The sequence below is a fragment of the Anaerolineales bacterium genome (assembly GCA_030583885.1).
Classification (GTDB): Bacteria; Chloroflexota; Anaerolineae; order Anaerolineales; family Villigracilaceae; genus Villigracilis.
This window is the reverse complement of the sequence record CP129480.1, coordinates 367,507-388,104: the sequence shown is the minus strand read 5'-3', so window position 1 is coordinate 388,104 and position 20,598 is coordinate 367,507. Positions and strand designations below refer to the sequence as shown.

Sequence of the window (20,598 nt, the reverse complement as noted above, 5' to 3'; positions counted from 1 at the left end):
TCGTAAAGAGTTAGACGCAAGGAGTTTCAATGATGATTAGAAAATTATCAATTGAGCAAATTCGGGAACTACTTATTGCAACACCCGAACAGGCAGTCTTCGATTGGAAAGTAGATTTTGTTCTTCCCTCCACAGCAGAAGCACAAGGCGAACTCATCAAAGATGTTACCGGGATTGCCAATGCATTGACTTCTGCACCAGGCTACATTTTTTATGGCGTCGACCCGCGACAGCCTGAACCTATTCGAGGGGTATCCAACACATATGACGATTCACGGTTACAGCAGCTTTTCGAGAACAAAGTTCGCCCTGCTGTCGAGTTTGTTTATTATGAGGTAGCTTCTACTGGCAATATCATATCTGTCATCCATATATCACCGACCCGAAAACGCCCTCACATAATTACGGTCAATCTTGGAAAGATGAAAGACGGGCAAATCCCAATTCGTCGCGGCTCATCAACAGACGGGGTGACCATCGAAGATCTTTTCCAGATGTTTTACGGACCGTTCAGTGGTTATTTCGAATCAGTTATCCAAAAAAAGCAACTCCAACTACAGCAACAACAAATCGAGCAGGAAGACCTGCGAATGCTTGATAAGCACGCTGATGAATTACAGCGTCAAATGAGGCGCAGTTTAGGATTACCAGATTGAATTATATGAATGAGAATCACTGTCAGTTCAACCAATAGGCAGCTTAACACCGCGTACACCTCGTCTTCGCGGGCCCAACAGCCTAGCGCCGGGGACGGTGGCACAAGCGGTTAGCTGGCTCTTAGAAAATAGGAATATTGAAGCGCTATGAATACCGACTCCTTGCAGCAACTCACAAAAGCTTATGGTCTAACACAGAGACACTTCACATTGCTGAATCTCGGCTTCTTCTTCGAAGATATCGCCCGCCGCGCTAATCTTTCACGTCTGGCACGAGAGGTTGCTGTCCGGACTCCCGACGGCAATTTGTATAAGCTGCCACCACATGTTGCGAGCGACTTTCTTCAACAAATGTATGACCTTCCGTCAGAACCAACGTTGATGTCACATCTGGTCTTTGTCGCCTCTCTACGTGCAATTACGATGTCAATAGTGACGGCAGTAGATAGTACAGTCGTCGACGGAACTAGTGAAATCGCCGCCGCGTATGAAGCAGATGTCTTTGCTGGCGATGGAGCCGTCACGGATTCATTTCTTGGTATCGCGCGATTTCTTCGGAACGTCCTTTCACATAACATTGAGGATAGACTGAATGTGCAATCTGCCGACTTCGAGGCGCTGAAGAACTACCGCAACAGCAAAGCCAATAAGTTTTCGCCCAGGATGCTCTTCAAGTACGATTACTCGGACGCGGCTTCCACCATACATATCCCAGGCTACGCGCCGAATTTTTCAATCGTGCTTGATTTGAACACAGTCCATGTCGGTCAAATACTTGATGATGTTTTGCCAACCTATCAGGCATTGCTATTCTTAGAATTCTGCTACAACTCGTTGTTCATGCTCAATCGCAAGTATGGCACATCAACTGCCAGCTAACACAGCGTCCCGTAAGAACATCGGGAAGAATTGCACTCCGTACTTTGCGGAGCGAACGGCTGGGCGCTGGGGACCGCCTACAAGTATTTCGTGATGCGTGGCTTTGAGTTTATACTGCTCCCAAGCACAGTCCACGCTCTGCCCGAGGGGCACGAGACCGTTGGGCGGTTAAATCCAAACAAAGAAAGCGTAAACAATCAATGAGCGATGAATTCCCCAAATTACTTAAAGAATTACGGACAAAAGCGCGAATCTCTCAAATGGATTTAGCAGATATGCTAAAGATTAGCCGGGCCCTGGTCAGTTCTTGGGAAGATGGGTCTGATTTACCATCACGAAATATAATAAAAAATATAAGTAAAGAACTAAGATTGAATACAGTTGACATCGACAAGTTATTGTCTTCGGCGGGATATGAAAAACTAACTGGGGAGGAAGTAGTAAACCTCATAAATGAAAATCTATCTTCGGTAGGTCTCGTCATGGGGGGACAATTGAGCGCATCGCATGATGAATTATCACGGCTCTTTAATAGCACTGGTGCAGTAATGGGAGGCACTATTAACTCACTTGATGAAAAAGTGAAATCAATTGAGACTAAATTGGATAGCATATTAGGTCTTGCGCCAAATAAGAATCCTGAAATCATGGAAGAAATTGAAAACAGGATGAGACCGATAATGCTTGAAGTGCAAGCGATTAGACAAGACGTTGTACCCCAACTTGAAACGACTAAAACACAATTATCAAAGACGGATGAGTTCTTACGCAAAAATGCGGATTTCTTCATTACAGCAGTTGAGGGCGAAGGTGCGGTAAAAGTTGTAAGCAAAGAAGTGGATTCGCTAGAAAAACGTTTGAGTAAAGTCGAAGACCAAATCAATGTAACCAGGAACAGGACAATTGCTATGGTTTCTGGCATAGTGGCAACTGTCTCCATGTGCATAGCCTGTATCAGTTTAGGATTATTCGCTTATGCTACATTTGTAACACCATAATGGCAGTTTCTTGGAAAGAAAACCGCCCAACAAAGCCCTCTGTGACTACAATGAATGGACCACACTGGTCTATAATGTAGTGTAGAAGGCGGAGTAGGATGGCCCGATGTGTGGGCGGGTATCCCACTCGCATCGGTCGGGGACGGTGGCGCACACCGTTAGCCCGCGGGGCCAGGACCCGCAATTGTTAAGGAGGCTTAGATGAAGACTTTCCGGTATCGGGTGATCGACGCCGCGGGTGGCGAGATTGGCATCATTAATGACTCTCGCCCGATGATCCAGGTGGGCGAGCGCGTGCAGTTGCCCGACGGCTCGACGGGCACGGTCCTCGACATTTATGACGACGAGGACGGCAAGGAAGGGGACGTGCAGGCGACACTCGCGGTGGAAGAGTAGGCGTCCTGGAACAGCAGTCAATCCCCCTTGCCTCGGGGCGCTTCTTCGGAGCTTTGATCTTGGAGCGGTGCGATTCTACCTGCAGGGGTTTCAGAGTAGGGTGGCGGCGGCCTAACAAAGCGTACCCCGCCTTCGCGGAGCGAACGGCTGGGCGCTGGGGACCGCCTACAAGTATTTCGTGATGCGTGGCTTTGAGTTTATACTGCTCCCAAGCACAGTCCACGCTCCGCCCGCAGATGCAAGCCGTTAGCTTGCCCCTTGCAAAACATTATCGCTTCGTGATATTATCGGGCTATGATTGAGTCCTTCGCCTCTGATGAAACCGAAAAAATCTTTCGTGGTCAAGTTTCAAAAAAGTTCCCGAAAGATATTCAACGAACCGCCCGCCGAAAGTTGATTTATCTGGATGACGCAGAAGGTTTGCAGGATTTACTTGCGCCTCCTGGAAATCGGCTTGAAAAACTAAAAGGTGACAGGGCTGGACAACACAGTATCCGCATTAATGACCAATGGCGAATTTGTTTCAAATGGTCAGCCAACAAGGCGAAAGATGTTGAGATTGTGGATTATCACGGATGAGAGAAAATATGATGGACAAAACTTTATCACCTATTCACCCTGGCGAAATTCTGCTTGAAGATTTTATGAAACCGCTTGGTTTGAGCCAGTATCGTTTGGCGCATGACATCGGCGTTACTCCAATTCGTATCAGTCAGATTGTCAATGGCGGGCGTTCAATTACTGTTGATACTGCCATGCGTCTCGCTCGTTATTTTGGCACAAGTGCAGCGGTTTGGCTTCGTATGCAAGTTCGCTATGATTTAGAAGTTGCAGAAAGCGAATTGAGTGGAAAAATCAATAAAGAGGTAAAAGTATTATCTCAAACGCCAAATCGCGTGTAAGCTGGCAGGCAAGCTAACAAAGCATGACTCCGTACTTCATCGGAACGAACGGCTGGGCCATTCGATACAGCTTCGCCAGTCAGGGCAGGCGCTGGGACTGCCTACAGGCATTTCGCGAAGCGCGGCTTCGAGTTTATACTGCTGCCAAGCAGAGTCCACGGTCCGCCCGAGGCGCAGGTAATGTAAGCCGTTGGGCAGACAAGAAATTGCCTTGAACCTAATCAATCCGTTGGTCTGCTAATAACTTCTGGAGTCTTGTAATGCAAATCATAAATTTACTCTCTGGGATGGTCATTTCATTCTTCTGTATATTCTTGATTGGATTAGCAATTATGATCGTAATCAAACCGCGACGTGCCGAACAATTTCTCGGTTCTTATGCCAGTTCAGCACGTGCACATTACATAGAACAGATTGCGCGCTTGATTGTTGGTACAGCAATGGTTGTTCTCGCTCCCTTCATGTGGTACTCGAATCTATTCAATCTTTTTGGCTGGATTCTCATTGTTACTACCATCGGGTTACTGCTCACCCCTTGGCAATGGCATCACAAACTTGGAGAACGGGTTATTCCGCTAACGCTCCAATATATGAAGTTTTATGCACTTGGTGCTTTCTTGCTTGGCATACTTGTCATCTATAGTTTATCCAGAGTTCTGGTCTCGTGATTAAATCGCAGATAAAATGTAGCCAAGTCGGAAGTACGATTTGTACCCAGCAGGAGAGTCTTGCACAAGCGATGTCTGCCCAACAAAGCATCCCGTAAGAACATCGGGATGATATGCACTCCGTACTTCGCCCCCTTTTGGGATGATACCGCGTGCGCGATTTAGGAGCATTTCGTGAAGCGTGGCTTCGGGTTTATACTGCTCCCAGGCACAGTCCACGCTCTGCCCGAGGGGCACGAGACCGTTGGGCGGGGCGAGTGGCTACTTTCGTGGGCTACCCACAAAGGCACTAAAACACAAAGCCACTAAAACACAAAGCCACCAGGAAACCTTTGAGTCTTCGAGCCTTTGTGGCTTCGTGATCTATGAAGAAAGCCCAGCCTTTTAGTCACTCCCTGGGCGGGTACTTTCCAAGTCAAAAAGTGTTAAAATAATAGTGTGAAAATCTACCTCGATTTATGCGCCATTCAGAGACCGCTCGACACCCAAAATCAGGTTCGGATTGTTCTGGAATCGGAAGCCGTCCTCGGGATCATTACCTTCTGTGATAGCGGGCAGGCAGAATTACTTTCATCAGAAGCCCTATTATATGAAGGTGAACAAAGCGCACTGCCAATTCGTCAAGAACATACTCGCTCAGTTCTCGCAAAGGCGAAAGCGAGTCTGAATGTTAGCGAAAAGGAAAAAACCAGAGCGGCAACTTTGATAACATTTGGAATTAGACCGCTTGATGCACTTCATATAGCATTGGCAGAAGCAGGCAGCGCTGATTATTTCTGTACATGCGATGATAAGTTGCTACGGAGTGCAAAGCGAGTCAAAGATTTAATGGTAAAAGTGGCAAATCCTGTTGATTTGGTTCAGGAGATTGAAAAATGATTACAGATGCGAGACCCCTGATCGAAATTAATCAACAAGCCATCAGCCTGCTTTACAAAGAGCTGGGCACTGTTGATGCTGTTCGTTTCCTTAAGCAATTTACGCAAGGGTATGGAAATTACACTCAGGAACGTGAAGCTCTTTTTGCCGACAAATCCCTCGATGATATTGTGAGTGAAATCGAAAAAAGGCGAACGGCAGAGTAACAAGAAGTTTGTGAGCGCAGGCTGATTTTCCAGGCTTGCGCTCTTTCTTAATAACTGAAAGCCTTACGGGTAAAACGCCGCCTAACACAGCGTCCCGTAAGAACATCGGGAGGAATTGCACTCCGTACTTTGCGGAGCGAACGGCTGGGCGCTTCGATACGGCTTCGCCAGTCAGGGCAGGCGCTGGGGAGCCCTGGCGTCACAGTCCCGCCTGTTTTCCCTCTGTTATAATCCCTTCCCTGAAAGGGATTGTATGCTTAAGAACTTCGTAAAACTATTCAGTGGCGACCCCACCCGCAAGACGGTCGAACAATACAGTGCGCTTGTCGAACAGGTCAATGCGCTGGAGGCGGGCTATGCGTCCCTCAGCGACGAGGCCCTGCGCGCCAAAACCGATGAATTCAAGGCGCGCATCGGCGATGCGCTCGAAGGACTGACCCCTCCGCTCGCGGAGCGGGAGGCGGGAGGCGATCAGGCCTATCACAAAGCCGGGCAGGACATATTAAATGAGATCATGCCGCAAGCCTTCGCGGTCGTGCGCGAGGCCTCCAAGCGCACCATCGGCCTGCGCCATTACGACGTGCAGATCATCGGCGGCGCGGCGCTGCACGGCGGGCAGATCGCCGAGATGCGCACCGGCGAGGGCAAGACCCTCGTGGCGACCCTGCCCATCTACCTCAACGCCCTGCTCGGACACGGCATCCACCTCATTACGGTCAACGATTACCTGGCGCGGCGCGATGCGCGCTGGATGGCTCCCATTTACCACGCGCTCGGGTTGAGCGTCGGCGTTCTGCAGATGGCGGCCGTCACCGAGAACGGCAAGAAAGCCTTTCTTGTGGATTTCGAGCGCGAGTCCCCGCATGAAGACCAGGAACACCTGCGCATGGTGGAACGCGTCGAAGCCTACAGCGCGGACGTCACCTTTGGCACCAACTCCGAGTTCGGTTTCGATTACCTGCGCGACAACATGGCCATGCGGCTCGAGAACCGCGTCCAGCGCGGCCACTATTTTGCCATCGTCGACGAAGTGGACAACGTGCTGATCGACGAGGCGCGCACGCCGCTCATTATCTCCGGTCCCGCCTCCGGCGACCTGGAATGGTACGGGCGCATGGCGCAGGTCGTGAAACAGATCAAGCCCGAGGACTGCGAGGTGGATGAAAAGAACCGCAGCGTGGCGCTGACCGAGATCGGCATCAGCCGTGTCGAATCCATTTTGGGCCTGCAGCTGCTCGACCCCGACCGCCCCGAAGACCTGACGCCGGAGCAGGCGCGCCTGACCGGCTATCTCGAACAGGCCCTGCGCGCGCAGTACCTCTTCCATCGCAACAAGGATTATCTCGTGCAGGGTGGCAAGGTCGTCATCGTGGATGAGTTCACGGGGCGTCTCATGCCCGGGCGCAGGTGGAGCGACGGTCTGCACCAAGCGGTGGAGGCCAAGGAAAATGTCAAGGTCGAGCCGGAGTCCGTCACCTACGCCACCATCACCCTGCAGAATTATTTCCGCATGTATCAAAAACTGGCGGGCATGACCGGCACCGCGCTCACCGAAGCCGAGGAGTTCAACAAGATCTACAAGCTTGAAGTCGCGCCGATTCCCCCGAACCTCGAATACCAGGCCTATGGCGCCGGCGCGCCGCTGGTCGAGATAAAAACAAAGGACGAGGAGGGTTATTCGTATTCGTATTTTGCAAAGGCGGGCGAGACCGGGCCTCTCTTCTATCGCAGGAAGGATTACCCGGATGTGATCTTCCGCACGGTGGAGGCGAAACTGCGCGCCATCGCAACCGAGATCATCCGCTATCATGCACTCGGGCGCCCGATGCTGGTGGGCACCACCTCCGTCGAATCATCCGACCGCCTCTCGAACCGGCTCAAGGCGGAACCTGTCCGCCGCCTGATGCAATACACGCTCGTCCGCAGCCAATACCTGCGCGCCAACGACCTGGAGGAGGACGGCCGCCTCATTACGGAGCTCGTGCCGTTCAATGAAGCGATAGACAAGCTCACCCCCGACGCATTGCGCAAGTTCATCGCGCCGCACGGGCTGACCAGCATCAGCCTGGACGACGAGAACAACCTCAACACCCTGCTGGAGATCCTGCAGCTGCCGGAAACGGCAAAGGGCCGCTTGAAGTCCATTTTCCAGGGCGGCGTGCCGCATCAGGTTCTGAATGCGCGCCGCCACACGGAGGAGTCGCAGATCATTGCCGGCGCGGGCGCATTCGGCGCCGTGACGATCGCCACCAACATGGCGGGCCGCGGTGTGGATATCAAACTCGGCGGCGAGATCGCCGAGGAGGTCACCTCGGCGGTCAACCGTGTATTGGGCAGGGCGGGCTACAAGGACGCCTTCGATATGCTCCTTCAGGAACGCCGCGAGGTCTTGAAAAGTACCGACCCCTCCGTGTATGGGATCTACGATGCGGAGGTCAGGCACTTCCTGCAATATTTCGATGACATGGAACGCGTGCGCGAACTGGGCGGTCTGCACGTCATCGGCTCGGAACGCCACGAAGCGCGCCGCATCGACAATCAGCTGCGCGGCCGTGCCGCCCGTCAGGGTGACCCCGGTTCCTCGCGCTTTTATCTCTCGCTCCAGGATGACCTGATGCGTTTGTTCGGCGGCGAGCAGGTCAGCGGCATGATGGAACGCCTCAAGGTGGACGATTCCCTTCCATTGGAAATGCGCATGGTCAGCAATATCATCGAAGGCTCGCAAACCCGCGTGGAAGGCGCCAACTTCGACGTCCGCAAACATTTGCTGGAATATGACGATGTGCTGAACAAACAGCGCTCGCAGATCTACAACCAGCGTGACCGCATCTTCGTCAAGGAGGATTTGAGCGGGGATGTCGCAGACATGCTCGAGTCGGAGGTGGTCAAACGCGTGGAAATGGCGCTCGCCGACGAAGAGGGTCCCTGGAAGCTGATCGCCTGGCTCGATCAGGTCCAGCCGCCGTTCGAGTCGAAGGACGGCCTGTTCCCTTCCTACGGCTTCAAACTGCTGTTGAATGAGATCAAGGATGACGTCCAACAATCCACCTTGAATGTCATCGAAAAATCCATCGAAGCCGAATATGCGCATGCCATGCGCGCCATCGAGTCGCTGATCAACAAGACCGAGGAGACTCTCAAACAGCAGATCAGCGACCGCCAGGATACGCTGGACGCCTACTTCCAGGGCTTGCGCGACCTGGAGGAGATCCCGCGTCCGCAGAAGATCCTGGAGGAGATCAACGGCCTGGTGCATTTGCCGCTGCGCTTTGGCAGTGATATTCAAAAGACCCTCGCGGACGACCCGGAAGATGCGGCGGATGATATTCAGGAACTGGTCGCCAGCCAGCTGACGGTGATCAGCGCGACGCGTGTGATCGGCGCGATCCAGAACCGCGTGGGCGAGCAGATCCAGTGGCAAAATCCCCTGCCTTCGGATTGGAACGATCTGGCGGATATTTTGTTGCATACGGCGCAGGAGGCGCTCGACAGGAAACGCGAGAGGCTGAATGCCCAGGTTGCGCGCGATATGGATGTCCTGTCCCAGCGCGAGAATGCATCCACGGAGGCGGGCAGACTGCGCCTGCTGCTCACGCTGTCACAGGGCGCGCGCACCGCGTTCGACCAGAAGACCCACAAACAGGTGAAGCAGGTCTTCAGCCGCTTTACCTACGTCTTTTTTGCGGCGCAATTGATCGAAGGCATGGAATCCGAGGCGCTTGTTGAAGAGGTGATGGATCATCTTGAGGCGGCGGAGGAGGCCTTGCGCGAGACGTGGGGACAGAGCGAGTTCAACCGTTTGAATCAGAACGCCGTGAAGCTGGCGGACTTCGGTCCCGCAGCGCGGATCGCCTTCGGGGAAGGCCGCCTCAACGAAGCAGTGGCAGGGTTGAGCGAGTCCGAGCGGACGGCGCTGGCCGCGTCAATCGGCAAATATGTATTGAATGAAGTCCATCGCCAGCTGCTGTTGGGCGCCTTCAGTGAGTTGTGGGTGGAATATCTCACAAAAGTGGAGGCTTTACGCGTTTCGATCGGCCTCGAGGCTTACGCACAGCGTGACCCGCTGGTACAATATAAAGGCCGCGCATCCGAAATGTTTTCACAACTTCTTGAGGATGTGCGCGGGCTGGTGATCAGCCGCGCATTTGCGGCGAGACCGCGCAGAGTGGAGATCACCCCGATCGAGACCACAGAGGCAGTCGTTGCGCCGGGCGAAGCCTCGGTGCAAATTGGCGGCAGCAGGAAAAAGAGAAAACGCCGCTGACCCAGAGGCAGAGTTGTTCAAAGACCAAACCGCCCCATTGAACAAGTATTTTGCGCTTCCAAAGGTGGATCTACACCGCCATCTGGAGGGGTCTTTGCGTTTGACGACCATGCTGGATATTGCGCGCCAGCACGGGGTCACGGTTCCCGTCAGCATGTTCAACCTAAGCGGGCTGGTGCAGGTACAGGACCAGGACCCGATGACGTTCACGAATTTCCTGGATAAGTTCAAGACCCTGCGCTTGTTTTACAAGTCGCCGGATGTGATCCATCGCGTCACCCGCGAGGCGGTGGAGGATGCGGCAAAGGACAATTGCCGTTATCTGGAGCTGCGCTTCACGCCTGTGGCGCTCAGCCGCGCGGAGGGATTCCCCCTGCACGATGTCATGGACTGGGTCATCACCAGTTCACAGGAAGCCGCGCAGAAATATAAGATTAAGGTCGGTTTGATCGCTTCGGTGAACCGTCATGAAAGCGCCGAACTTGCCGAGCAGGTGGCGTGGCTGGCGGCGGAGCATGTGAAGAACGGTCTGGTCGGCATGGACCTGGCCGGCAACGAGGCGGAGTTCAAGGCCGATCCCTTTTACGGCATTTTCAAGGAGGCCAAACAGGCCGGCCTGCATGTGACCATCCATGCGGGCGAGTGGGGACCCGCCGAAAACGTCCGCGATGCGATCGAGAATTTGGGCGCCGAGCGGATCGGTCACGGTGTGCGTGTGCTGGAGGATGAAAACGTGACCGCGCTGGCGAGGGAACGCGGCTCGGTTTTTGAAGTGTGCGTGACCAGTAATTTCCAGTCCGGTGTTGTCAATTCCCTCAAGGAACATCCCCTGCCGCGCATGATCGAGGCGGGCTTGAATGTGACGGTCAATACCGATGACCCGAGCGTCTCGCGCATAACATTGGCGCATGAATATCAGGATGTGTGCGAATCCCTGAACGTGCCCTCGGACGTGTTGAAGAAGTCCATTTTGCTTGCGGCACAGGCATCATTTTTGCGGGATGAGGAAAAGACGCAGCTGGTCGTATCGCTTCGGAAGGAATTGAAGTTATAGCACCCTGTCATTGCGAGGGCGTTCCTGTCCCTGGCCCGAAGCACTCTCTTATACAGCGTGAAGGCTGCCTTGCAGGGAGGCACCCTCCCCGCAGCCACAAATCTTTATAAACCCCACCACATGGAATCCCTGGAAATGCACCAGGACGGTGCAAGGATAACAAAAGCGCTCCTTTGCCGTCTCGCAGCGGCGTGCGCCGATGTTTCCGGAACGAACGGTGTGTTCTTCGCAAAGTTGTGGTGTGACACCCTCCCCCCACCCCCTGCTCCCTTCGGGAGTGCTTCGCGAGGAGAGGGGCAAAGCGGTGAGGGGAATCTCACCAAAGGAGTATCCTATGAAAGATCCATTTAAGTCCCGCGACGTATTGAAAGTGGGCAAGAGCAGGTACGTCATCTACCGGCTCGATGCGCTGGAGAAGGCAGGCTTGACGAAACTCAGCAAACTGCCTTATTCCATCCGCATCGTGCTTGAAGCCGCCCTGCGCCAATGCAATGACAGGGAGATCACGCAGAACGATGTGAAGAACATCGCCGCGTGGACTCCAAAAGGCGCGCGCCCCGGCATTCCATTTTTACCCGGCCGCGTGGTCATGCAGGATTTTACCGGTGTGCCGGCTGTTGTGGACCTGGCCGCCATGCGCGCGGCTGTTGCCCGTCTCGGCGGCGACCCAGGGAAGATCAACCCGCTTGTGCCCGTGGACCTGGTCATTGATCACTCCGTGCAGGTGGATTTCTTTGCCACAGCCGACGCGCTCAACCGCAATACGGAGGTTGAATTTCAGCGCAATCGTGAACGCTATGAGTTTTTGAAATGGGGGCAAAAGGCATTTGATAATTTCCGCGTGGTGCCCCCGATGACGGGCATCGTCCATCAGGTCAACCTTGAGAATCTTGCCGAAGTCGTGATGACGAAACGGAATGGCAAAGATGTGCTTGCCTTCCCCGATACCCTCGTCGGCACCGATTCGCACACCACCATGATCAATGGCCTCGGCGTGGTGGGTTGGGGCGTGGGCGGTATCGAAGCCGAAGCCGTCATGCTTGGTCAGCCGATGGACATGCTTCTTCCGGATGTCATCGGCTTCAAACTCAGCGGCAAGCTTAGGGAAGGCGTCACCGCCACCGACCTCGTGCTGACCGTTACCCAAATACTGCGCAAAAAAGGCGTGGTGGATAAATTCGTCGAGTTCTTCGGCGAAGGACTCAACAGCATGTCCCTGCCGGACCGCGCCACCATTGGCAACATGTCCCCCGAATACGGCGCAACCATGGGCTACTTCCCTGTGGATGAAGAGACGCTTCGCTATATGCGCCTGACGGGCCGTTCCGACGAGGTGATCGAACGCACCGAAGTCTACATGCGCGCGCAGGGGCTCTTCCGCGACTCGAACTCACCCGACCCGGAATTTACCGATACGCTCGAACTGGACCTCGGGTCTGTGGTGCCATCGTTGGCGGGACCCAAGCGTCCGCAGGACCGCGTCCCGCTGACCGAGATGAAGGATACCTTTCAAAAGGCATTGACCGCCCCTGTGAAGGAGCGCGGCTACGAACTCTCCGGCGAGGCATTAACCCGCGAAGCGACCTTTGGCACGAACGGCGGCACGCAGAAGATGAAGCACGGCGCGGTGGTCATCGCGGCGATCACCTCCTGCACGAACACATCCAACCCATCCGTGCTGGTCGCGGCGGGGCTGCTGGCAAGGAAAGCCGTGGAAAAGGGTTTGAACGTCAAGCCGTATGTCAAAACCTCCCTCGCGCCCGGCTCCCGCGTGGTGACGGAATATCTCAAGCAGGCCGGCCTGATCGACCCGCTCTCCAAACTCGGCTTCAATGTGATCGCCTATGGCTGCACGACCTGTATCGGGAACTCCGGTCCCCTGCCCGGCGAGGTTGCCAAGGCAGTCACAGGCTCGGACATCGTTGTGGCGGCGGTCATCTCCGGCAACCGCAACTTTGAGGGGCGTGTGCATCCGTTGGTGAAGGCGAACTTCCTCGCCTCGCCTCCGTTGGTGGTGGCGTACGCCCTGGCCGGCACAGTGGACATCGACCTGAATAACGAATCGCTTGGCACAGGGTCTGATGGGGCGGCGGTCTATCTCAGGGACTTGTGGCCCAGCCAGCAGGAGATCAACGAAGCGATTGCGGCAAGTGTCAAATCGGAAATGTTCAGGGATAAATACTCGGATGTGTTCTCCGGTTCCGATATGTGGAAGGAGATCAAGGTCAAAGAGGGCGACCTGTTCGAGTGGAGTGATGAATCCACCTATATTCATCACCCGCCCTACTTCCAGACGCTTACTTTGGACCTGCCTGCCATTCAGGAGATCAAAGAGGCGCGCGTGCTTGGCATCTTTGGCGATTCGATCACCACCGATCATATTTCCCCGGCGGGCAACATCGCCATTGATTCCCCGGCGGGCAGGTTCCTGCAGGAGCGTGGTGTTCAACCCAGGGATTTCAATCAGTATGGCACGCGCCGCGGTAATGACCTGGTGATGGCGCGTGGCACGTTTGCGAACATCCGCCTCAAGAACATCATGGTCGCTCCGAAGGAGGGGAATTGGACGAAACACCAGCCCTCCGGCGAAGTGATGGCCATTTTCGATGCCGCAATGAAATACAGGGATGCAAACATTCCCACCATCGTGCTGGCTGGAAAGGAATACGGCTCCGGCTCCAGCCGCGACTGGGCGGCAAAGGGACCCATGTTGCAGGGCGTGAAGGCCGTCATCGCTGAATCATTCGAACGCATCCACCGTTCGAACCTGGTCGGCATGGGTGTGCTTCCGCTGAGATTCACTCAGGGACAAAACGCCGAGTCCCTCGGGTTGGATGGAAGCGAAGTGTTTACCATCGAAGGCCTGAACGATCAGATCAGACCTCAGAGCGAGGTGACGGTCAAGGCGAAGAAATCCAATGGCAAGCTTGTTGAGTTCAAGGCGGCGTTGTTGTTGAATACCGATGTGGAAGTGAATTACTACCGCAACGGCGGCATCCTGCATACGGTGTTGCGGAATTTGATGAAGTAAGACATGTGTGTGACGTGTAAAGTACAAAAAGAGACCCGCCGCGCGGCGGGTCTCTTTTTCAATCCGTGAGGTTTATCCGCCGCCGGGGATGATCGAGCCGATTGCCAGGAACGAGAAGATCAGCACATCCTGCAAAAAATGGATGAACCACGCCCACCACAAGCCGCGTGTCTCCAGCATGGACTTGCCCAACAGCCAGCCGAGAAAACCAGCCATCAGCACGCCGATCACACCGTAGGGGACTCCATAAAAATGACCGAGCCCAAAATACGCCGCCATCAACCACAAGGCCTGGTGCCTGCCGAGCGGCTGCTCCAGCACGGACAGAAAGGATGCCTTGTAGGTCATCTCTTCGTTGAAGGCATTGAGTGCGGCGGCGATCAGGATGGCGGGCAGAAAAGGCAGGGTGCGCAGGACGATATCCAGCGGGGGACGACCTGCAAGTACAAGAAAAGTCAGCGTGCCAAGACTGATGGCGATCGCAAAGATTCTCCCAGCCTTGTTCCATGTCTCTCCCTCCTTGATCCCCAGCCAGCGGACAGGTTCGAGCGCTGCGTTTACATCCCCTTTGACGAGGAAGAACGCATCGCGCGTGCCTTTCAGCAGGAACAAAACTGCGATGATGACCAGCGTCACGATCAACCGCAGGGACTGCTCCGCCAGCATGAAGACATTGAAGGATGGATTTTTCAGCCATGCTTGGTAGAACGGCAGTTGATCCAATTTTGTGAAGACCAGCCACTCAACAATGATAAGCACGAGGAATAACACAAAGAACGGGCGCAGCGGGCGGATGGCGCTCCATGCAAAAGTCAAACCCAACCCTGTGAGAATGACGATGCCCGCCATTACAGTGCGCATATTGCCTGTAAAGGTTTGATGGAATATCTCCCGCATGACGATCATTGGCAGAATGGATGCCAGCAAAAGAAAGACCCAAGCGGTGATGATCAGCGGCTTGCGGGATAAAACTGGGGCGTTGTTTTTCATTTTTCTCCTTTTTGGATCAAGTCTTATTGTAACGATTCTTGTTGAGAACACAACTCGATGGATGTATGCAATTTTTGGTTTAACTGTCACGAGTCCATTTCCAAATCGGTTATACTTCGTTCGCTTACATGGCGGAATGACCGCCCTGCATGGAATTTACACGAGAAATTGAAAGCAGTATGACCGAACATATCCGTAATTTTTGCATCATTGCCCATGTTGACCATGGAAAATCCACGCTCGCAGACCGCCTGCTTCAATTGACAGGCTCCATCTCCGAGCGTGACATGACCGAACAGGCCCTCGACAGCATGGACCTCGAGCGCGAAAAAGGCGTCACCATCAAGGCCTCGGCGGTGCGCATGTTTTACAACGCCAAAGACGGTCAGCGCTACGAACTCAACCTGATCGACACGCCCGGCCACGTGGACTTCGGCTACGAAGTCAGCCGCGCGCTCAAGGCCTGCGAGGGCGCGATCCTCGTTGTGGATGCCACGCAGGGCATCGAAGCCCAGACGCTTGCCAATCTGTATCAGGCGCTAGATGCCGACCTGGTGATCGTCCCCGTCATCAACAAGATCGACCTGCCCTCCGCCCGTCCCGATGAAGTGGCTGAAGATGTAGGCTCCCTGCTCGGGGTCGATCCTGATGCGGTTTTGCGTATCTCTGCGAAGGAAGGCCTCAATGTCGAGGCGATCCTCGAAGCGATCGTCGAGCGTGTGCCCGCTCCAAAGGACGCGGATGATGAACCCGTGCGCGCGCTGATCTTTGACGCGCATTATGATTCATACAAAGGCGTGATCGCGTATGTGCGCATCATGGAGGGAAAAATCAACTCCACGGATGTGCTGCGCATGCTGGCCACCAAAGTGGATCTGCGTCCTGTTGAGATCGGCATCTTTGTGCCGGGGATGCAGCCGGTGAAATCGCTCGGCTCCGGTGAAGTTGGATACATTGCCACAGGATTCAAGACCGTGCATGAGTGCCGTGTCGGGGATACGCTGACAACTGCCTCTGCCCCTGCGGCAGAAGCCCTGCCCGGATATTTCACGCCCAAACCGATGGTCTTCGCCGGCATCTATCCTGTCGAGGCGGACGATTACACCATCCTGCGCGAATCTCTTGATAAACTGCAGCTCAACGATGCCTCATTAACCTTCCAGCCCGAAACCTCGCAGGCCTTGGGGTTTGGTTTCCGTGCGGGCTTTCTCGGCCTGTTCCACATGGAGATCATCCAGGAACGCATCGAGCGTGAATATGACCTGGATGTGCTTTTCACCGCTCCATCTGTGGAATACGAAGTATTGATGATCGATAATGAAGTGGTACAAGTGGACTCGCCCGCCGAACTCCCCGACCCCGGCAAGATCGTCGAAGTGCGCGAGCCGTGGATGAACATCGAGATCATCACGCCCACCGATTATTACGGCCCCATCATGGAACTGGTGACGAAGCGCCGCGGCATCTTCAAACAGCAGGAATATCCCGCGCCTCACCGCGTACAGCTGGATTTTGAGATCCCGCTCTCCGAGATCATCGTGGATTTCTTCGATCATTTGAAATCGCGCACCAAGGGCTATGCCTCGCTCGATTATCAGTTCCTCGAATACCGCGCCGACAAGTTGCAAAAACTCGAGATCCTCGTCAACGGCGAGCCCGTGGATGCGCTCGCAGCCATTGTCCATGAGAAGGATGCGTTCCACAAGGGACAGCGTCTCATCACCAAACTGAAGGATTTGATCCCGCGCCAGTTGTATGACGTGGCGGTGCAGGCTGCTTCCGGCGGACGCATCATCAGCCGCGCCAATGTCAAAGCCACGCGCAAGGACGTGCTGGCCAAATGTTACGGCGGGGATATTTCCCGCAAGAAGAAACTGCTCGAGAAACAAAAACGCGGCAAGAAACGCCTCAAGATGGTTGGCAATGTGGAGATCCCGCAGGAGGCGTTCATGGCGGTTCTCAAACTGGAAGACGAATAATTTTAACCACAAAGTACACGAAGGGACACAAAGGTTTATACTGTTTTCCTTCGTGACCCTTTGTGACCCTTTGGTGAGTTAATGAAAGATATCAAACGCTGGCTCCCCGGTGCGCTGATCAGCATTGTGCTGATCGCCGCCATTCTGTATTATGTCGATTTCCAAACCATGTGGAACTCGGTCCGCGCGGCAAATTACCGCATTCTGGCGGGCTCGATCATCCTGTCTTTTGTGTGGATGCTCGTGCGCGCCAGGGTTTGGAAAACCTTGTTGCGCGATAGACCAACCTACAAGGACGTCTTGTTCACCACCGCAGAAGGGTATTTGCTTAATAACTTTTTGCCCTTCCGCCTCGGCGAGCTCGGGCGTGCATTTCTTTTAAGTAGAAAGTCGGGCGGGATGAAATTCGGCGAAATTCTGCCGACCATCGTCATTGAACGCGCCGTGGATCTTGTCTTTTCAGCCATGATCTTCCTGTTTTCACTGCCCTATGTCGTCGGCGCAGATGGCTCGGAGCGCATTGGCTATATTGTCGGCGCTGTTGTCATTCTTGGGCTTGTGTTCATGTACATCCTTGCCCGCAATAATCAATGGGCGTTGGACCTCTTCCACAAGCTCAGCGCGCGCTGGCCCTCCCTGCAAAGGTTCGGCGGCAGGTTCCTCGAATCGTTTTTTCAGGGCCTCGGCGTGCTCACAGACGGCTGGCTCTTCCTGCGCTTTTTATTTTGGATGACCCTCAACTGGGCGATTGCGCTCCTCGCCTATTACCTGATCATGCTCGCATTCTTCCCGCAGGCGCAATGGATTTGGGGATTCTTCATCCTCGGTGCGGCGGCATTCGGCGGAGCCATTCCATCCCTGCCCGGCGCAGTCGGCACATTTGATGGCGCGATTGCAGGCGCATTAACCCTGCTCACCGGCGACCAGTCCACGGCCCTGGCGGTGGCCCTGACTGCACGCCTGTACAATTACATCAACAGCGGTGTGATCGGCGGACTCGGCCTCCTGAACGAAGGTCAAACACTTTCGGGCATTTATCAACAACTAATGAATTTAAGAAACAACGCGCAGATGGAAGAAAGCGGGTAAATGTTCCCGCTGTATGACACCCTGCGCTCGCGCAGATTCCCGCTCATCAACTGGCTGTTGATCATCCTAAACGGGATGGTGTTCTACTATGAATTAACGCTGGGTGAAGATGGACTCTTTCGCTTCATCCATGCCTGGGGGCTGGTTCCGCTCCAGTTGACATCCAGCCCGGCTGAGGCATGGCCTGCGATCTTCACCAGCATGTTCCTGCATGCCGGCTGGTTCCACTTCCTGAGCAACATGTGGATTCTCATCATCTTCGGCGATAATGTTGAAGACCGCATGGGAGGCGGACCCTACCTGATCTTTTATTTGTTGAGCGGAACCGCCGCCGCTTTACTGCAGGCTTATTTGTATCCTGCCAGCGTCATTCCCATGATCGGGGCAAGCGGCGCGATCGCCGGTGTGCTTGGCGCATATTTGATCCTGTTCCCTCGCGCGCGGGTTGCGAGCCTTGTGCCCATCTTCTTCATCTTTACGCTGATCGAAGTGCCCGCCCTTATTTTTCTCGGCTTTTGGTTCGTTTCGCAATTGTTTTCAGGCTGGCTGGCCTTGCAGGGCGCGGACATGAGCGGCGTGGCGTGGTGGGCGCACATCGGCGGGTTTGTTTTTGGATTACTGGCGGTCCGTTTGTTTGCACGAAGGCGATATTGAGCAATCACAAAAAGGTAAATGGATCATGGCGAAACAATATCTTGTTACAGGTGGTGCGGGGTTCATCGGTTCGAATTATGTCCAACGGCTGTTGAAACGCGGCGAGAACGTGACGATTTACGATAATTTTTCGCGTGCGGGTGCGCCGCGCAACCTCGACTGGTTGAAACAGGAATTTGGCGAAGGGGCTTTTGATGTAATCGCCGGGGATGTCCGCGATGCCGACAGGATCACAGAGGCAGCCAACAGTGCGGATGTGATCGTGCATCTGGCGGGTCAGGTGGCGGTGACAACATCGGTTGTCAATCCGCGTGGTGATTTTGAATCCAATGCTCTTGGCACGTTCAATGTGATGGAAGCCGCCCGTTTGTCGGGAAGAAATCCCATTGTGATCTATGCGTCCACGAACAAGGTCTATGGCGGCATGGAGGATGTGGAATTGACCGAGGAGCCCACGCGCTGGCGTTACAGGGATCTGGTGAATGGCTGCCCCGAAACGCAGCCGTTGGATTTTCATTCCCCGTACGGCTGTTCCAAGGGCGCGGGCGATCAATATGTGCGTGATTATGCGCGCATGTACGATCTGCCGACGGTTGTATTTCGTCAATCCTGCATTTATGGTCCGCGCCAGTTCGGCATCGAAGACCAGGGTTGGGTGGCATGGTTCATCATCGCCGCGGTGATGGAAAGACCGATCACGATCTATGGCGACGGCAAACAGGTCCGCGATATTTTGCACGTGCAGGATTTGATGAACGCCTATGATCTTGCTGTGGAAAAGAATGATATTGCGCGCGGCCAGGTCTACAACATGGGAGGAGGACCGCATAACGTGATGTCGGTGTGGGCAGAGTTCGGCCCGAAGTTGGAGAAATTGATCGGCACTGCCATTGAAGTTGCGCGCGGCGATTGGCGGCCCGGTGACCAGCGTGTGTTCTATGCGGATATCACAAAGGCGGAAAGGGAATTGGGCTGGAAACCCGCGCTTGGCGTGGAAGAGGGCGTGCAGATGTTGTTCGATTGGGTGAAGCAAAACAGGGCGTTGTTCTAAACTGATGGGAATGAGGTTATGATGCAGGAGTATTTTTCCTGGCTGCTTGATAATATTACGAAGTCCGTTCCAGATCTGTTTGCTGCGATTTTGATTCTGGCCATAAGTTATTATGGCGGTGCTCTATTAAGCCGTTTATTGCAGCGCGTATTGGAACGGCAGAATGCCGAACTGGGGATCACGCATCTTTTATCCCGAACGCTCAAATGGGCGATCATCTCCCTCGGTGTGGTTGCCGCCTTGCAGAGATTTTTCAACGTTACAGCGTTTCTAACGGGTTTGGGCATTATCGGGTTCACCGTTGCTTTTGCGCTTCAAAATATCATGCAAAATTTTGTATCGGGGGTTATTCTGCTTGTGCAGCGGCCCTTCAAGGTGGGGCATAGTGTCGGTATCGCAGGATATGATGGAACGGTGTTGAAGGTCGGTCTGCGCACCACGGAGATCAAAACGCTTGACGGGCGCATGGTTTTCCTGCCCAATGCGGATGTGCTTTCCCAGCCCATCATCAACTACACCCGTGCCCAGTTTCGCCGCGTGGAGCTGCCAATTGGGGTGGCTTATGAGGCCGATCCTGAAAAGGTTCGCATGGTCATCCTGCATGAGGTCACGAAAGTACCCGGCTATGTGGATGCCCCCGAACCGCTCGTCCTGTTCCACACGTTTGGCGACTCTGCCATTGACCTGAATGTATTGTTCTGGGTGGACACGGCGGTTAATTCACCCGTTGCAGCAAAGGACCGTGCCCTTGCCCGCATCAAACAGGCATTTGAAAAGGCAAACATCGAAATCCCCTATCCGATCCAGGTACAGGTGGTTCGGGAACAACCGGGCCGGCGGCGAAAACCAAAATAACCGCAGTCCCTGCATATGGCGAAACCGCCGCAGACTCTGCGGCGGTT

Annotated in this window: 18 protein-coding genes; 17 read left to right on the top strand and 1 reads right to left on the bottom strand. The window is 54.3% G+C overall.

Translation table 11 applies throughout. The features are described from left to right. Positions 1-29 precede the first annotated feature (29 nt). The 12 genes from QY332_01910 to acnA all read left to right on the top strand — a co-directional run bounded on the left by QY332_01910 (position 30) and on the right by acnA (position 13,933). On the top strand, positions 30-656 hold the full coding sequence (locus tag QY332_01910) for an ATP-binding protein (GenBank protein WKZ36682.1): 627 nt from the start codon (positions 30-32) through the stop codon (positions 654-656). A gap of 147 nt (positions 657-803) precedes the next feature. Further along, on the top strand, positions 804-1,535 hold the full coding sequence (locus tag QY332_01905) for a hypothetical protein (GenBank protein ID WKZ36681.1): 732 nt from the start codon (positions 804-806) through the stop codon (positions 1,533-1,535). A gap of 200 nt (positions 1,536-1,735) precedes the next feature. Beyond that, positions 1,736-2,533, top strand: a complete 798-nt coding sequence (locus QY332_01900; GenBank protein WKZ36680.1) for a helix-turn-helix transcriptional regulator — start codon at positions 1,736-1,738, stop codon at positions 2,531-2,533. A gap of 201 nt (positions 2,534-2,734) precedes the next feature. Continuing rightward, entirely contained in the window at positions 2,735-2,929 is a 195-nt protein-coding gene (locus tag QY332_01895; protein WKZ36679.1) for a hypothetical protein, read from the top strand. A 294-nt stretch (positions 2,930-3,223) separates the two neighbouring features. After that, positions 3,224-3,508 carry a type II toxin-antitoxin system RelE/ParE family toxin gene (locus tag QY332_01890; protein ID WKZ36678.1) on the top strand — a complete coding sequence of 95 codons (285 nt, stop codon included), beginning with the start codon at positions 3,224-3,226 and terminating at the stop codon, positions 3,506-3,508. Positions 3,509-3,516: 8 nt separating this feature from the next. After that, a complete protein-coding gene (locus QY332_01885; GenBank protein ID WKZ36677.1) occupies positions 3,517-3,831 on the top strand; it encodes a HigA family addiction module antitoxin in 315 nt (104 codons plus the stop codon). A 260-nt stretch (positions 3,832-4,091) separates the two neighbouring features. Beyond that, positions 4,092-4,499: a hypothetical protein gene (locus QY332_01880; protein ID WKZ36676.1), complete on the top strand. Its 408-nt coding sequence runs from the start codon at positions 4,092-4,094 to the stop codon at positions 4,497-4,499. A 438-nt stretch (positions 4,500-4,937) separates the two neighbouring features. Then, on the top strand, positions 4,938-5,378 hold the full coding sequence (locus QY332_01875) for a PIN domain-containing protein (protein ID WKZ36675.1): 441 nt from the start codon (positions 4,938-4,940) through the stop codon (positions 5,376-5,378). Beyond that, complete coding sequence (locus tag QY332_01870; GenBank protein ID WKZ36674.1) at positions 5,375-5,584, top strand: hypothetical protein; 210 nt, start codon at positions 5,375-5,377, stop codon at positions 5,582-5,584. The genes QY332_01875 and QY332_01870 overlap by 4 nt, the downstream gene beginning before the upstream one ends. 253 nt (positions 5,585-5,837) lie before the next feature. Then, positions 5,838-9,848: a hypothetical protein gene (locus tag QY332_01865; GenBank protein WKZ36673.1), complete on the top strand. Its 4,011-nt coding sequence runs from the start codon at positions 5,838-5,840 to the stop codon at positions 9,846-9,848. A gap of 13 nt (positions 9,849-9,861) precedes the next feature. After that, positions 9,862-10,902: an adenosine deaminase gene (add, locus tag QY332_01860; protein WKZ36672.1), complete on the top strand. Its 1,041-nt coding sequence runs from the start codon at positions 9,862-9,864 to the stop codon at positions 10,900-10,902. 334 nt (positions 10,903-11,236) lie between these two features. Next, positions 11,237-13,933, top strand: coding sequence for an aconitate hydratase AcnA (gene acnA / locus QY332_01855; GenBank protein WKZ36671.1), 2,697 nt, complete (start codon positions 11,237-11,239; stop codon positions 13,931-13,933). A 72-nt stretch (positions 13,934-14,005) separates the two neighbouring features. On the opposite strand, the gene QY332_01850 is transcribed toward acnA, so the two are convergent. After that, positions 14,006-14,923, bottom strand: a complete 918-nt coding sequence (locus QY332_01850; GenBank protein ID WKZ36670.1) for a CPBP family intramembrane metalloprotease — start codon at positions 14,921-14,923, stop codon at positions 14,006-14,008. Positions 14,924-15,102: 179 nt separating this feature from the next. Between QY332_01850 and lepA the strand changes: the two genes are divergently transcribed. The 5 genes from lepA to QY332_01825 all read left to right on the top strand — a co-directional run bounded on the left by lepA (position 15,103) and on the right by QY332_01825 (position 20,551). Further along, on the top strand, positions 15,103-16,902 hold the full coding sequence (gene lepA, locus QY332_01845; protein ID WKZ36669.1) for a translation elongation factor 4: 1,800 nt from the start codon (positions 15,103-15,105) through the stop codon (positions 16,900-16,902). An 81-nt stretch (positions 16,903-16,983) separates the two neighbouring features. Beyond that, on the top strand, positions 16,984-17,991 hold the full coding sequence (locus QY332_01840; protein WKZ36668.1) for a lysylphosphatidylglycerol synthase transmembrane domain-containing protein: 1,008 nt from the start codon (positions 16,984-16,986) through the stop codon (positions 17,989-17,991). After that, positions 17,992-18,645 (top strand): rhomboid family intramembrane serine protease, encoded by a 654-nt coding sequence (locus QY332_01835; protein WKZ36667.1) that lies wholly within the window; start codon positions 17,992-17,994, stop codon positions 18,643-18,645. Positions 18,646-18,670: 25 nt separating this feature from the next. Continuing rightward, a complete protein-coding gene (locus tag QY332_01830) occupies positions 18,671-19,696 on the top strand; it encodes a GDP-mannose 4,6-dehydratase (GenBank protein WKZ36666.1) in 1,026 nt (341 codons plus the stop codon). Between the two features lie 18 nt (positions 19,697-19,714). Continuing rightward, positions 19,715-20,551 (top strand): mechanosensitive ion channel, encoded by an 837-nt coding sequence (locus QY332_01825; GenBank protein ID WKZ36665.1) that lies wholly within the window; start codon positions 19,715-19,717, stop codon positions 20,549-20,551. Positions 20,552-20,598 lie beyond the last annotated feature (47 nt).